This window comes from Flavobacterium sp. 2 (assembly GCF_049949195.1).
In the GTDB taxonomy this organism is placed as follows: Bacteria; Bacteroidota; Bacteroidia; order Flavobacteriales; family Flavobacteriaceae; genus Flavobacterium.
On sequence record NZ_CP188206.1, the window covers coordinates 962,138 to 977,389 of the forward strand.

Genomic DNA, 15,252 nt, shown 5'->3' on the forward strand with positions numbered 1-15,252 from the left:
AAAAAATCTTTAATTATCTTATATCTCATTAAAATTTTTCAATTTTGTTTTACATTTGCAGTTATGATAAAATCAGTTAACATACTAAATAAAAGAGCTCGATTTGATTATGAGATAATCGATACTTATACTGCTGGAATTGTTTTAACAGGTACCGAAATCAAATCTATACGTCTAGGCAAAGCAAATATTACAGAGAGTTTTTGTGAATTCAGCGGTATGGAGCTTTTTGCAATTAATACTTATATTGAAGAATACTCGTTTGGAAATCAATTCAATCATAAATCCAGAAGTGAAAGAAAATTGCTTCTTAATAAAAAAGAATTAAAAACACTTCATAAAAGCGTTCAGGCAAAAGGACTTACTATTGTCCCGTTAAAATTATTTACCAACGAAAAAGGATTAGCCAAACTACAAATTGGCCTTTGTAAAGGAAAGAAAAACTACGACAAACGTGAATCTTTAAAAGAACAGGACACAAAACGAGATTTAGACAGAATCAAAAAAGCTTACAATTAATCAGCTTTAATTTTCTGAAAATGATGAGTTTATAAATATTTTATCGTTATTTTTACTACAAACAATATAACCTTAAAATATGAAAAAGTACCTAGTTTTCTTAATCGCCGTACTGTCACTTTCTGGTTGTGGCAGTAATACTTCTATTGTAAACAGCTGGAGAGATCCAGACGTAACTGTTGCTCAGGAAGAATTTAAAAAAGTTTTAGTTGTTGCTTTGGTCAAGGACGAAGCTTCAAGAAGAATTACTGAAAACAGAATTGCAGCAAGCAATCCGATTTTTAAAACTTCATATCAATATCTTAATGCAACATCGCAACTAACTCAGGAGCAAAAATTAAAAATATTACAGGATGAAAACTTTGATGGCGTTGTTACAATGCGTTTAGTCAGCAAAGAAAAAGAAACCAATTACGTACCTGGAACTTATACCGGAATGTATTACGGAGGATTTGATGGAATGTATACAGGAATGTACGGTTATGGCTTTGGCAACTGGTACGGAATGTATTCTCCAAATTTCTATGATCCCGGATATTATCAGGAAACAACATCTTATATGGTTGAAACCAATATTTTTTCATTAAAACAAAATAAACTAATCTGGACAGGAACTACAGAGTCACAATATGTTACTGATTTAGGTCAAACAATTGACGCGATAATGCAAGCCGTAGTTAAGGAAATGAGAAAAGACGGTTCTTTACCTCCAAAATAAAATATCGAAAAGCAGCGTTTCTAAAAATGCTGCTTTATTTTTATTTAAAAAAATGACTAATTTTGTCAAGACAAAATATTTCTCAAAATGAAATCACTTTTAAAAAATGCTAGAGAACAAAAAGGTTTGAAAACACGTGAATTGGCGCAACTTGCAGAAATCGACCAAGCTTTAATTAGTAAATTTGAATCTGGTACACGAAAACCAACAAAAGATCAAGTCACTAAATTGTCTCAGCTTTTAGAAATTGATTACGAAACTTTGATGGTTGCTTGGCTTAAAGAAAAAATTCTTTACGAAATTGGAGATGAAGAATTTGCTTTGAAGGCTCTTTTGTTAGTTGAGCAAGAAATTCAAAATAAGGCAAAACAAATCAGTTCTGCTATATTATCTTCAATCCAGAATATTTTAGATGAAATTGAAGCATTTAAAAATACAGTTCAATCATTTGATCATTTTCAATTACGTCAAATTTCCAAAACTTTAGAACTAGATTTTATTTTTAAAAACATCATGCTAAACGGAAATTCTCTAACGTTAGAAGAAACAAAATCTGTTGTTAATGATGGAATTACTATTTCAGGAAAAAGCATACAGGAGCATCTTGAAGCGATTAATTTTCAAGAAGCGGCTATGTATATTAAAGATTTAAGCCTAAAGAAAACAGTTATAAATGAAAAAGAAATTCTTTCAATTCATAATTTGATTTTTAAAGGAATAAATTCAGAAAATTTAGGAAAGTATAAAAACGACCCTCTTATACCTCGAGAAATGAATTTATTTTTTAATTGGCATGAAGTCAACAAAAATAATCTTCACCCTATAATTCTTGCGTCTGAATCCTATTTAAAAATACTTGAAATTGCGCCTTTTGAAAAGGGAAATCTTCAAATAGCGAACTTAATATTAAACTGGATTTTACTTCAAAACAATTACACATATGTAGTAATAAAAGAAGGGAGCAATAGTAAAAATGAATATTTTTCAATACTTGAAGAAAGTCAAGCCAAAAATGATAAATCCATTTTTATTAATTATATTCTACAAATTGAAAAAGACAATCTAAATAAAGTGGTACAACTGGCTACAAAATAAAACAATAAAGTCCGCTTAAAAGCGGACTTTATTCTTAATTTTTATCTTCTAATAAAGGAACAAATCGAAACTCTCCAAACTCATGTTTTTCAAATTGCGTTTCATTTTTCCTGATTAACAATGTCATAATCTGAACATCTTCTCCAAGCGGAATAACTAGCCTTCCTCCTATTTTTAGCTGAGCCATTAAAGGTTGTGGAATAAATGGCGCACCCGCTGTAACTATAATACTGTCAAACGGCGCAAAATTTGGCAATCCTTTATATCCATCTCCAAAAGTAACATGTTTTGGACGAATATTTAATTTCGGAAATAAATTTGATGTTGTCTTAAATAACTCATTTTGCCTTTCAACAGTATAAACTTTAGCACCAAGCATAAACAAAACGGCAGTCTGATAACCAGAACCAGTTCCAATCTCTAAAATTTTATGATCTTTTTTAACCTCAAGCAATTGCGACTGAAAAGCAACTGTATAAGGTTGTGAAATGGTCTGCCCTGCTCCAATTGGAAAAGCTTTATCCTGATAAGCAAAATCTTCAAAACTTGAATTCAAAAAAAGGTGTCTTGGAATTTTTTTTATCGCATCCAAAACCGCTCTGTCAGTAATTCCTTTTTGTTCCAAAGTGCTTACTAATTGATTACGAAGTCCTTGATGTTTGGCAGTGTCTTTCAAAATGGGTTGGTTTTATTTTGGCAAAAATAAGAAACAAAACAGGATTTCAAATATTGATTTTTAAATATTAAATTAATAAAGTCAAAAGCCATAACTGATAACTTAGAATTCACAACTAACAACTCACAATTAGCTAAATTCATTTTCACGTTAAACAAATAAATTATATTTTTGTTTAAAATACATTCTCATGTTAAAAGTAGGAGTTTTAGGTGCTGGTCATCTTGGTAAAATACATTTACGCTTATTGCAACAATCTGACAAATACGAATTAGTTGGATTTTACGACGAAAATCAAGAAAATGCCGAAAGAATCTCAAAAGAGTTTGGCTATAAAAACTTCAGCACAATTGCAAAACTTATTCACGCTGTCGACGTGATTGATATTGTTACTCCAACGCTTTCACACTATAAATGTGCTAAGGTTGCAATCAAATCAGGAAAACATATCTTTATTGAAAAACCAATTGCCAATACTGTAGAAGAAGCTGAAGAAATTATTGCTTTAGCCAAAGAATACAATGTAAAAGGTCAAGTTGGTCATGTTGAGCGTTTTAATCCCGCTTTTATTGCCACAAAAAATATGATCGAAAATCCGATGTTTATTGAAACACATCGTTTGGCTGAGTTTAATCCGCGTGGGACTGATGTTCCTGTGGTTTTAGATTTAATGATTCATGATATTGATGCTATTTTAAGTGTTGTTAATTCAAAAGTAAAAGATATTCACGCCAGCGGTGTATCGGTAATTAGTGATACTCCGGATATTGCAAATGCCCGAATCGAATTTGAAAATGGCTGTGTTGCTAATTTAACTGCCAGCAGAATTTCGTTGAAAAACATGCGTAAATCTCGTTTTTTTCAAAAAGACGCCTATATTTCAGTTGACTTTTTAGAGAAAAAATGCGAAGTTGTTCGTATGAAAGATGCGCCAGAAGTTCCTGGAGATTTTGATATGATTCTTCAAAATGCCGAAGGTGTAAAAAAACAAATCTATTTCACTAATCCGGATGTTGAACAAAACAATGCTATTCTGGACGAATTAGAATCTTTTGCAAATGCAATTAATACAGATACAACTCCGGTTGTAACGCTTGAGCAAGCAACAGATGCATTGCGTGTTGCTTATCAAATTATTGATTGTTTCAACAAATAATTTAAACGATTTTCAAACATAAATTAGCCACGCAATTCACACCAAATTAGTGAATTCGTGGCTAAAATCATAAATATAATATCACATTAAAATGAAAACAATCGCTGTAATTGGAGCAGGAACAATGGGTAATGGAATTGCACATACTTTTGCGCAAAGCGGATTTACCGTAAAATTAATCGACGTTTCTGAAAAATCACTAGACAAAGGAATGGCAACTATTGCGGCTAATTTAGATCGTATGTTATCTAAAGGAACAATTACACAAGAAGATGTTGCCAAAACGATCACTAATATTATTACTTATACCGATATAAAAGATGGTGTTGTAGGTGCCGATTTAGTTGTTGAAGCAGCAACTGAAAATGTCGAATTAAAATTGAACATCTTCAAACAATTAAATGAATATTGTTCACACAATACAATTTTAGCAACAAATACTTCTTCGATTTCAATTACCCAAATTGGAGCTGTCGTAGCACATCCTGAGCGTGTTATCGGAATGCATTTTATGAATCCGGTGCCGATTATGAAATTGGTTGAAATCATCCGCGGATACAACACAAGTGATGAAGTAACTAAAATCATCATGACTTTATCTGAAAAATTAGGTAAAGTTCCAGTTGAGGTAAATGATTATCCTGGTTTTGTAGCAAACAGAATTTTAATGCCAATGCTAAACGAGGCAATCGAAACGTTATACAATAAAGTTGCTGGAGTTTATGAAATTGATACGGTAATGAAATTAGGAATGGGACATCCTATGGGGCCACTTCAATTAGCTGATTTTATTGGTCTTGATGTTTGTCTTGCTATTTTAAATGTTATGTACGACGGATTTAAAAATCCAAAATATGCTCCTTGCCCACTTTTAGTAAACATGGTGAGAGCTGGAAAACTTGGAGTTAAATCTGGTGAAGGTTTTTATGATTATAGCGAAAGTAAAAAAGCAGAGAAAATCTCGAAGCAGTTTTTATAAAAAAGAAATATCATGTCGATTCAATCGAATTTAAATACAATCAAAGCTAGTTTACCTGAACACGTAACTTTAGTTGCCGTTTCAAAAACAAAACCCGTTTCAGACTTATTACAAGCCTACGAAGCTGGCCAACGTATTTTTGGAGAAAACAAAATCCAGGAAATGACGGAGAAATGGGAACAAATGCCAAAAGACATTCAATGGCATATGATTGGTCATGTTCAGTCTAATAAAGTCAAATTTATGGCACCGTATGTGACTTTGATTCACGGTGTTGATAGTTTGAAATTATTACAGGAAATCAACAAACAAGCTTTAAAAAATAACAGAATTATTGATTGTCTTCTTCAAATTTACATTGCAGAAGAAGAAACTAAATTTGGTTTAGACGAAAAAGAACTAAATGAACTTTTAACTTCTGTTGAGTTTAAAGAGTTGAAAAATATTCGTATCTTGGGTTTAATGGGAATGGCAACTTTCACAGAAAACCAAAATCAAATTAAAAAAGAATTTACACATTTAAAATCTATTTTTGATTCGATTCAGACACTGAAAACTGAAAACTGCGAATTGAATACGATATCAATGGGAATGTCTGGAGATTACCAACTGGCAATTGAATGCGGAAGCACAATGGTTCGCATTGGAAGTAGCATTTTTGGAGGACGCTAATAATTGTAGATTAAAGATTGTAGATTTACTGAATACTAAAAACTGAACTGATTACTGAATTTGTACGCGATATTAGACATAGAAACCACTGGAGGACAATTTAATGAAGAAGGAATTACTGAAATCGCCATCTACAAATTTGACGGGCATGAAGTAGTTGACCAATTCATCAGCCTTGTCAATCCCGAAATTCCGATTCAGCCTTTTGTAGTAAAACTGACCGGAATCAACAATGCTATGTTGCAGTCGGCACCAAAATTTTACGAAGTTGCTAAACGTATTATTGAAATTACTTCAGATTGCGTAATTGTCGCTCATAACGCTTCTTTCGACTACAGAATCCTTCGTACTGAATTCAGACGTTTAGGCTATGATTTTGAAGCTAAAACGCTCTGTACAGTTGAATTGGCAAAAAAACTAATTCCAGAACAGCCTTCTTACAGCTTAGGAAAATTAGTCCGCGCATTAGGAATTCCAATGGCAGATAGACATCGTGCCAGCGGAGATGCTATGGCAACTACAAAGTTGTTCAAAATGCTTCTGGAAAAAGATATCGAAAAAACCATCGTAAAAGATTTTATAAAGTTAGAAATCGAAAAAGGAATTGCACCAAAATTTTTAGATCTCTTAAACCAAATGCCGACTAAAACTGGCGTATATTATATTTATAACGAAGGCGGTACTTTAATTTATATTGGCAAAAGCCAAAACATTAAAAAAAGAATCAATCAGCATTTTACCGGAATCACAACTAAAAGCAAAAAAATTCAGGCTGAAGTTTTTACCATAACGTATGATGAAACCGGAAGTGAATTAATTGCGCTTTTAAAAGAAAGCGAGGAAATAAAAGTAAACAGACCTAGATACAACCGCGCCCAACGAAAAACAATTTTTCAGTATGCTCTTTATGCTGAAAAAGATGCAAACGGTTATCTTAACTTAAAACTTGAAAAAGCCGATGGCCGAAAAAAGGAAATTACTTCATATTCTAGTTTGCAAGAAGGAAAAAATGCACTTTTTAGATATACATCAAAATACCACTTGTGTCAAAAATTAACTGGCTTATACATCACTAAAAAGGAATGTTTTCAATACAAAATCAAAGAATGTGATGGTGCATGCATTGGCGAAGTAACTCCTGAAGTTTATAATTTGCGAGTACAGCAATTCATTTCTGATAATAGTTTTGAAAATAAAAGCATGATTTTGATTGACCGTGGGCGAAATATAAACGAAAGAAGCGCTATTTTAATCGAAAACGGAATCTATAAAGGATATGCTTATTACGATTTAAACTATCAAATCACCAATATTGATATTCTTAAAAACATTCTGATTCCAATGCAACACAACCGAGATGTGAAAAATATTATTCAGAGCTACATCCGCAAAAGCAAATCATTGAAAATAATGCATTTTTAAAAAATCAATTCTTTCAGTATCTTTAAAGATATGAAAAAGCAAAAATCACAATACGAAATCTTTAGAGAAAAAATCAAAATCATCCTTTATGGCACAGATACCATTTTAGGAAGAATGTTCGATTTAATTCTTTTAGGTTTGATTTTGCTCAGTGTTCTTTTAATAATGCTCGATACCGTTCAAGGAATTAGCTCCAAATATCATGATCAATTGCTAATTTGCGAATGGATAATTACGGTATTTTTCACGATTGAATATATTCTTAGAATTATCTCCATTCAAAAACCAGTAAAATACATTATCAGTTTCTACGGAATCATTGATTTACTTGCCGTACTGCCAATGTATTTGTCTATATTTTTTCCTGGTGCAAGTATTTTATCAATCGTAAGAGCGCTGCGTTTTCTTCGATTATTTAAAATTTTGCACATTCCGCAAATCAACCATCAATCACTACAATTAAAAGAAGCTATTGATGCCAGCAAAGAAAAAATTCTGGTTTTTATTTACTTCGTTTTAATCAGCACCATAATTATTGGTTCTCTGATGTATTTGGTCGAAGGAAAAGAATCAGGATTTACAAGTATTCCAATGGGAATTTATTGGACAATTGTTACTTTAACCACTGTCGGTTATGGCGATATTTCTCCACAAACTCCTTTAGGACAATTTATTGCTGCATTTGTAATGATTTTAGGTTACGGAATAATTGCAGTTCCTACAGGAATTGTAACAGCTGAATTTGCAAAAAGCAGCCTAAAAAACAATGCAGTTAATAGCAAAAAAACATGCAAAAAATGTCAATCTCAAATCCATTTTGATAACGCAAAATATTGCTATCAATGCGGAACAGAATTGCCTAATAATTAATTTATGAAGCCAATCCAGCTGTACATTACAACTCCTCCTTATATTTGTTGTTTTTTTAAGGCATAAAAGGAGCTTCCGTTGGTCGCTCTTTTACACCAAAAAAAACTAAAAAATATAAGTCCGGGGTTTACATTTCCATCTGGGCTAAAAAATATGAAATACCTAATAACCATTGTCGGACCAACAGCCATAGGCAAAACAGCCTTAAGTATTGCTTTGGCACAACATTTTAAATGCGAGATAATTTCTTGCGACAGCCGTCAGTTTTTTAAAGAAATGACGATTGGAACTGCAGTTCCAAGTCAGGAAGAATTAAATGCAGCACAACATTATTTCATTCAAAACAAATCCATTTTTGAAAATTATACGGTTGGAGATTACGAAAAAGAAGCACTTTTAAAACTAGAAGAATTATATCAAAATAATGATTTTGCCATTCTCATTGGCGGTTCAGGTTTGTATGTCGATGCCGTTTTAAAAGGCTTTGACGAATTTCCAGAAATCGCTCCGGAAATTCGTACCGAAGTAAATTCAAACTATGAGAAACTCGGAATCGAATATCTTCAAAAACAACTAAAAAATCTTGATCCAGATTATTATCAAAAAATAACCGTCGAAAATCCGCAGACTTTACAAAATCCACAACGAATGATGCGTTTTGTAGAAGTTTGTATTGGTTCACAAAAACCCTATTCTTCATTCTTAAATCTAAAGAAAAACAACAGAAACTTCACTCCTATTTTAATTGGTTTAGACGCTGACAGAGACATTATCTATGATAGAATTAATCAGCGTGTAGATATTATGATGAATGCTGGATTACTAGAAGAAGCCAAAGCCCTTTACCCTAACAAAGAGCTAAATGCGTTACAAACGGTTGGTTATAGAGAATTGTTTAGTTATTTAGACGGAGAATTCACTTTGCCTTTCGCAATTGAAGAAATCAAAAAAAACACAAGAAGATTCTCAAAAAGACAACTAACCTGGTTCAAACGAAGCGAAGATACCAGATGGTTTGACTACAATACAGACAGACAAAAAATATTTGATTACATAAATTTAAAATTGAAAGTATAATTTTCTTAAACAATTTTATATATATTTAGACTTACCTAAATCTGTTCTAAATGAGAAAAATTCTATTTCTATTTTTTATTCTTTTTACATCTTATTCTTGTGAAATTCAATACGATGGAGAAACAAGGCTTGTAGTTCAGGGACAACTGGTTGATCGAAACAGTAATCCAATTCCGAATAAAAGAGTTGAAATAAATAATTTTTCCGATGGAACTTATACTCCAAGTGATTTAATAAGTTACACCAAAACTGATTCAGAAGGGAAATTTTTAATGATCTTTCCCGCACCAAAGGGTGAGGATATTGCAATAATAACTACACTCAATGGTTATAATTTTGATGATGATTATGCTACTCTCAACTATGCTACTGGATTTCAAAATAAAAGCATAACGGCTCTGAAGAAAAATTTCAAAAATTATAAATTAGACCTCAATCAGGTAACTTTATATAAGAATGATGAAATCACGCAGCTTCAAATACAGTTAAACAAAACATCAACTAATAAAACAGTCACAGCACTTGATGTTCAAGGAATTCTGTCAAAAGACTTTACCGATTTAAATTATAAAAATGAAAATCATTATCTTGAAACAAATTTTAATGTTATTAAAAATCAGAATGTACGCTTAAGTTATACGATCGCAGATTACTCAGATCCTACAAAAGTGGTTACAACTAATCACGAAACTATTATTTCAATCAATTCTGAAAAAGTAATCCATCTTTTAACTTATTAATTATGAAATTAAAAGTTCTATTCTTTTTATTCCTTCTTCAATTATCATATAGCCAAGAAACTGAAAACAAAAATTTAGTAAAATTCAATCACGACATTCGCGTAAATCTTATAATCCCTTCCACTTTTGGTGATAATTTTCTAGCGAAAGCTAGTGACAGTCACTTGGGAATTGGAACAAATTTCAGTTTTTTAAGAATTCATAATTTTAAATTGGGAGCAGGTTACGATTTTATTCCTTATTCCACAACTGATATTTCCATGGCAGGAAATATTAAATCTTCTGAATTTCATATGCTTTATGGTGATGTTTCTTATGAAATCAAAATAACAAACAAACTCAATTTTGAACCTTATTTTGGGTATGGAGGCGCAAAACTCAAATTCAAATCTGACGGAAGGAGTTTTGGAAATCAAACCGGAAACAACATTCGAGTTGGATTAAATACGGATTATCAGCTAGCCAAAAGATTTTCGGTATATTTTGGTTTTTGTTATCTAAAATCAAACCTGGATATCAACACTTCTCCCGAGTTTGTATCATTCTATGATAATACGGAGCTATTTCAATTTAATTTTGGAATAAAAATTCATTAATTTTGTATTTCTTTAAATACAAAATAAAAAGAATACCATCCCATGCCAATATCTCCAAATTTCACATCAGTTTTAAGTAAAAACTGGGAAATCAATTTCACGCAATGTACACCAACTGGTTATTTAAAATATACCGATTTGTGTAATCTTTTGCAACTTACAGCTGCAGCACATTCAGAAGTTGGTGGAATCAGCTTTACTGATATGCAGGAATTTGATCAGGCTTGGGTTTTAAGCAGAATGCGTGTCGAAATTACAGCTTTACCAAAATGGCAGGATGTGGTTACCGTAAAAACATGGATTAATAGTCTTGAAAATTCACGATCTGTGCGTGCGCTTGAAATGTATGTAAATGGAAAAAAAATTGTTGGAAGCGAAACGTATTGGGCCGTTTTTAATACAAAAGCACGTCGTCCGGAAGCTTTAGCTTTGCCTTATGAACATTTTGAGCTTTTCCCTGAAAACAGAGCAACTACCGAAGGTTTTTCTAAAATAAATATTAATCCTGAAAAAGAATCGGTTTTCGAAAAAACCGTTTATTTATCAGATTTAGATATTGTAAATCATGCTAATAATGTAAAATATTTAGAATGGTGTCTCGATCATGTTAATGCAAAAAGAATTCTAAAACAGGAAGTTAAAAGCTTTGAAATGAATTTCCTAAAAGAGCTTTCTCTAAATGATGAGGTTGTTATTCACGAAAGTGATAATGACGATCAATCTGCAACTACATTTAGCATTACAAAAGGAGATAGAAATTGTTTTGCTTTAGAATTGCATTGGAAATAAACAGCAACTCCATTCAAGAAATTGTAATTAATAAAAAAAAACGATGCAAATTGCATCGTTTTTCGTTTTATCAAAATCATTTCGATTTCTTTTTAGAATCTTTCTTAGATTTCTTTTTCTTTAGTAAATCTATTTTGTTTTCTATTCTTTTCTCAACGTCAGTTATATTACACTCAAAAGAGAATTGCAAAGTATGAAGTTTTGCATTTTTAATTTCTTTTAATCCCTTTTTAAACTCTTGCTGAGCTTCATAGAGAATCGCTTTTTTTACATAAATATCAGATTTATTAATCCCTTTTATCGTCAAAGCAAAATCGATTAATTTTTGAGCTTCTTCATAATCTTCATTCAAAATTAAAGTCTGCAAATAATGCGGATATACTTCCAACGCGTGGATATTAATGGCTAAAGCTTGCTGAAAATAAGATTTCGCTTCTTCATAATTCAATAATTGTTCTGCCTGAATTCTTCCGTATAAACACAAAACCATTGTGTTTTTATCGTCATATGAAAAAGCATAATCTAAAGATTCAATCGTTTCTTCAAGTGAATATGGATAATTATCCAAAGCCTGAAAAAGGTATTTATCAATTGTTTTCATTTCGTAAATCGTTTTTTAGTTTCTGACGAATTCCTTTGTAGCTTTTCTCTACTTTATTTTTTTAAAATCACTTCCGGTAAAAACTCTAACAGGGTTTCCACGCTCAATATTAAGCTGATTTTCCCATTGTTTCCCTACATGATTTTTAAGCTGAATTAGTTTTTCGTCTTCTAATTTCTTTAATAATCTTTCTGTTGCCAGTTTTTTGTTTTGATGCTGTGAACGACTATCCATTGCTACAACAGCAATTCCCGTTGGAGTATGTCTAGCACGAATTGCAGAACTCACTTTGTTTACATGCTGACCACCGGCGCCAGAACTTCGCATAGCCTGATATTGAATCTCATTTTCTGAAACTGAAGTATTTTTCTGCGGTTCGATTTCAAAAATTCCAATAAACCAGTTCTTGCGTTTATGCATTTTCCTAAACTGACTTTGACCAATCCATTGAATGGTTCCAATCCAGGAATTTACAAATTGATCGGAATTTTTTCCTTTTACAGAAATCGATGCTGTTTCAACCGTTCCATTTTCCTGCCCTGCTTCACGCTGCAACAAAACAGTTTCTAAATTTTGATCTTGTGCTTCTTCCAAAACTTTTTTAAGCACTTGGGCAACAACCCAAGTGCATTCTGCAGGTCCGCGACCCGCAGTTATTTGAATAATTCTTTCCATTTTAAATCTCTTTTTAGCGGTCCATTCTAACAATCTTCGGCGTAAAAGTTCCCAGAACTTCAACTAAATCGCTTTGGTTTGCCATCACTTTTGTTATGTCTTTGTATGCCATTGGAGCTTCATCAATATTACCTCCAATCAAAGTCACATCGTTTGCTTTCAAAACCTTTTTAATTTCGCTTTGCGTAAAAGTACTTTTGCATTTCGCCCTCGAAAACAAGCGTCCGGCACCATGCGAAGCAGAATTTAAACTTTCGGCATTTCCTTTACCTTTTACAATGTATCCCGGTGCCGTCATCGAACCTGGAATAATACCCAACTGACCTTCTCCTGCTGGAGTTGCACCTTTTCTATGAACAATACATTCCTGACCGTTTACCATTTCTTTCCAGGCAAAATTGTGGTGGTTTTCAATCGTTATCACTACTCTCTTCCCAATCGCTTTGGCAATTCGTCTGTGAATATCATCATGGCAGGCTTTCGCATATTCTCCGGCTAAATTCATTGCCAGCCAATATTCCTGACCATCATGAGTATTTAAATCTAACCAAGCCAAATGCTGTACATTTTTTGGTAATGGACATTGTTTTGTTGCTAAATAGGTGTAATGCTTTGCAATATTTGCTCCCAAACCACGAGATCCACTATGTGAAAGAACAGCAAAATATTCACCTTTTTCCAATTTCCATTCGTTCTCCGGATTTTCGATTTTTGCAATTCCGAATTCCACAAAATGATTCCCTCCACCTGAACTTCCTAATTGTTTATAAGCTTTTGGCAAAAGATTCTTTAGTAACGGAATATCCTGAAATTCACTTTTATGAAATACTTCATGATCTACTCGTGAAGCGTGTGTTTCATACATTCCAAATTTTGTATTGTCTTTTAAAATCGCTTCCAGTTGATGTTCTCTTCCTTTGAAATGAGAAGCCGGTAAATCAAAAATTGAAAGACTCATTCGACATCCAATATCAACTCCAACTCCGTATGGAATTACGGCATTGTCAGTAGCTAAAACACCCCCAATTGGCAATCCGTAACCCGAATGTGCATCTGGCATCAAAGCTCCAGCAACTGAAATTGGTAATTTCAAAGAATCATACAATTGAAATTTTGCCTGCTGATCAATTTCGTTTTCGCCAAAAATTGTAAAAGGCGCTCTGATTGTTTTAAGCTGATGCATTCTTACCTGAACTGGTTTAATCAAACCTTCAGCAACTTTTCCCCATGTTCCGTTTCCTTCGTATTTTTCAGGATGTAACAAAACATCTTTCGCCTCTCTTAGAATAGATTCCTTTTTTTCTCTTTTTCTATATCTGTTTATTTGCCCTAAGGCTATGTTTATTGAATTGTTCTTTGGAAAACCTAATTTAATCAGGTCTTTTCCAGATAATTTATTTCCCATAAATTTTTAAATAATTTTTATTTTGGGCACATCAATAAATATCATATTAAAATTCAAAATGAAATAATGATGCGCGGTAACTTCTATCCTGTTAGGATAAATTTTTAAATCTTTTTTCGGGAAAATTTTGAAGTGTCTAGAATAAAAAAAGCCCGAAACTTATTGTCTTCGGGCTTTTTTATATATCTAAAAATGTATTTCTAAGATTGAAATAAGCCACGAAGAATTGCTGCACCAAATCCGTTTGGTGTGAAGCTTTGTGATGTCGATGTAAGTACAAACATTTTTCTTCGTTTTTAAAGGGTTATTATTTTTTTCGTGAGCAAAGATTCAGAATACTTTTTTGATTTTCCAAATTATTTTAAAGAAAATTCATCAAAATAAATTTTCCCTCATTTTTTAACTTACAAAAACCAAAAATCAAATAGCTAAATATCAATGGATTAAAAACCAAATATTATTCAAAAAACAAAATTAAGTTTTTCTCTTTTCAGCACAAAAAAAGCCCTGATTTCTCAGAGCTTTATATATTTTTAGTGAATTTATTATTCAGTAACTTTGCTTTTTACAACTAATCTGAATCCTTCTCCATGAATGTTTAAGATTTCAACATCCTCATCCGATTTAAGGTATTTTCTCAATTTAGCGATATAAACATCCATACTTCTTGAAGTAAAGTAGTTGTCATCTCTCCAAATTTTAGTTAAAGCTAATTCTCTTGGCATTAAATCATTTTCATGAAGAATTAACATTTTAAGTAATTCATTCTCTTTTGGAGATAATTTAATTGGCTCTTCATCCTGGAAAGTCAAGAATCTAAGTTTTGAATTCAAATGGAATTTACCAATGTTAAATTCAAATTGTACTTGCTCCGCTTTATTATCAGCAGATTTTCTCTGAATGATTGCTTTAATTTTCATTAATAAAACCTCTGAATCAAAAGGTTTATTTAAATAATCGTCAGCACCAGCTTTATATCCTTTCAAAACATCCTCTTTCATAGATTTTGCTGTCAAGAAAATAATTGGCACTTCGCTGTTTTTCTCTCTAATTTCTTTGGCTAAAGTATAACCATCTTTATAAGGCATCATTACATCAAGAATACATAAATCATATACATCTTTCTTGAATTTTTCGAAACCTTCCATACCGTTTTTAGCTAAAGTAACTTCAAAGTCATTTAACATTAGATAATCTTTAAGAACTGCCCCAAAATTTAGGTCATCTTCTACTAAAAGTATTCTTTTGTTATTATTTTCCAT

16 protein-coding genes and 1 pseudogene are annotated in these 15,252 nt (G+C 32.1%); 12 read left to right on the plus strand and 5 right to left on the minus strand.

The features are described 5' to 3' along the window. Positions 1-63 precede the first annotated feature (63 nt). The 3 genes from smpB to ACNFIH_RS03965 all read left to right on the plus strand — a co-directional run bounded on the left by smpB (position 64) and on the right by ACNFIH_RS03965 (position 2,332). Positions 64-519, plus strand: coding sequence for an SsrA-binding protein SmpB (gene smpB / locus ACNFIH_RS03955; protein WP_133524311.1), 456 nt, complete (start codon positions 64-66; stop codon positions 517-519). A 79-nt stretch (positions 520-598) separates the two neighbouring features. Continuing rightward, positions 599-1,237, plus strand: a complete 639-nt coding sequence (locus tag ACNFIH_RS03960; protein ID WP_426485588.1) for a hypothetical protein — start codon at positions 599-601, stop codon at positions 1,235-1,237. 87 nt (positions 1,238-1,324) lie between these two features. Next, entirely contained in the window at positions 1,325-2,332 is a 1,008-nt protein-coding gene (locus tag ACNFIH_RS03965; RefSeq protein ID WP_426485589.1) for a helix-turn-helix domain-containing protein, read from the plus strand. 34 nt (positions 2,333-2,366) lie between these two features. Here the strand turns inward: ACNFIH_RS03965 and ACNFIH_RS03970 are convergent, their stop codons facing one another. Then, entirely contained in the window at positions 2,367-3,008 is a 642-nt protein-coding gene (locus tag ACNFIH_RS03970; protein WP_035644903.1) for a protein-L-isoaspartate(D-aspartate) O-methyltransferase, read from the minus strand. 190 nt (positions 3,009-3,198) lie between these two features. Here ACNFIH_RS03970 and ACNFIH_RS03975 point away from each other — a divergent pair, with 190 nt between their 5' ends. The 9 genes from ACNFIH_RS03975 to ACNFIH_RS04015 all read left to right on the plus strand — a co-directional run bounded on the left by ACNFIH_RS03975 (position 3,199) and on the right by ACNFIH_RS04015 (position 11,309). After that, entirely contained in the window at positions 3,199-4,164 is a 966-nt protein-coding gene (locus ACNFIH_RS03975) for a Gfo/Idh/MocA family protein (protein ID WP_035644905.1), read from the plus strand. Between the two features lie 91 nt (positions 4,165-4,255). Next, positions 4,256-5,143, plus strand: coding sequence for a 3-hydroxyacyl-CoA dehydrogenase family protein (locus ACNFIH_RS03980; RefSeq protein WP_426485590.1), 888 nt, complete (start codon positions 4,256-4,258; stop codon positions 5,141-5,143). A gap of 12 nt (positions 5,144-5,155) precedes the next feature. Continuing rightward, positions 5,156-5,815 (plus strand): YggS family pyridoxal phosphate-dependent enzyme, encoded by a 660-nt coding sequence (locus ACNFIH_RS03985; protein WP_426485591.1) that lies wholly within the window; start codon positions 5,156-5,158, stop codon positions 5,813-5,815. A 60-nt stretch (positions 5,816-5,875) separates the two neighbouring features. After that, the gene (locus ACNFIH_RS03990) at positions 5,876-7,237 is read left to right on the plus strand and encodes an exonuclease domain-containing protein (protein ID WP_426485592.1); all 1,362 of its coding nucleotides are present in this window, start codon (positions 5,876-5,878) and stop codon (positions 7,235-7,237) included. 30 nt (positions 7,238-7,267) lie between these two features. Then, positions 7,268-8,107, plus strand: a complete 840-nt coding sequence (locus tag ACNFIH_RS03995; protein WP_035644914.1) for an ion transporter — start codon at positions 7,268-7,270, stop codon at positions 8,105-8,107. A gap of 153 nt (positions 8,108-8,260) precedes the next feature. Next, positions 8,261-9,184, plus strand: a complete 924-nt coding sequence (miaA, locus tag ACNFIH_RS04000; protein ID WP_426485593.1) for a tRNA (adenosine(37)-N6)-dimethylallyltransferase MiaA — start codon at positions 8,261-8,263, stop codon at positions 9,182-9,184. Between the two features lie 50 nt (positions 9,185-9,234). After that, positions 9,235-9,924 (plus strand): hypothetical protein, encoded by a 690-nt coding sequence (locus ACNFIH_RS04005; protein WP_426485594.1) that lies wholly within the window; start codon positions 9,235-9,237, stop codon positions 9,922-9,924. Between the two features lie 2 nt (positions 9,925-9,926). After that, entirely contained in the window at positions 9,927-10,520 is a 594-nt protein-coding gene (locus ACNFIH_RS04010; RefSeq protein ID WP_426485595.1) for a hypothetical protein, read from the plus strand. A 42-nt stretch (positions 10,521-10,562) separates the two neighbouring features. Beyond that, the gene (locus ACNFIH_RS04015) at positions 10,563-11,309 is read left to right on the plus strand and encodes an acyl-[acyl-carrier-protein] thioesterase (protein ID WP_426485596.1); all 747 of its coding nucleotides are present in this window, start codon (positions 10,563-10,565) and stop codon (positions 11,307-11,309) included. A gap of 76 nt (positions 11,310-11,385) precedes the next feature. Here ACNFIH_RS04015 and ACNFIH_RS04020 read toward each other — a convergent pair whose 3' ends face one another. The 4 genes and pseudogenes from ACNFIH_RS04020 to ACNFIH_RS04035 all read right to left on the minus strand — a co-directional run bounded on the left by ACNFIH_RS04020 (position 11,386) and on the right by ACNFIH_RS04035 (position 15,252). Continuing rightward, positions 11,386-11,910: a tetratricopeptide repeat protein gene (locus tag ACNFIH_RS04020; RefSeq protein ID WP_142449277.1), complete on the minus strand. Its 525-nt coding sequence runs from the start codon at positions 11,908-11,910 to the stop codon at positions 11,386-11,388. Continuing rightward, positions 11,897-12,585, minus strand: a pseudogene (prfH, locus tag ACNFIH_RS04025) (peptide chain release factor H). The gene ACNFIH_RS04020 and the pseudogene prfH overlap by 14 nt, the downstream one beginning before the upstream one ends. Positions 12,586-12,598: 13 nt before the next feature. Further along, a complete protein-coding gene (locus ACNFIH_RS04030) occupies positions 12,599-13,990 on the minus strand; it encodes an RtcB family protein (RefSeq protein ID WP_426485597.1) in 1,392 nt (463 codons plus the stop codon). A 545-nt stretch (positions 13,991-14,535) separates the two neighbouring features. Next, positions 14,536-15,252: a response regulator transcription factor gene (locus tag ACNFIH_RS04035; protein ID WP_035644935.1), complete on the minus strand. Its 717-nt coding sequence runs from the start codon at positions 15,250-15,252 to the stop codon at positions 14,536-14,538.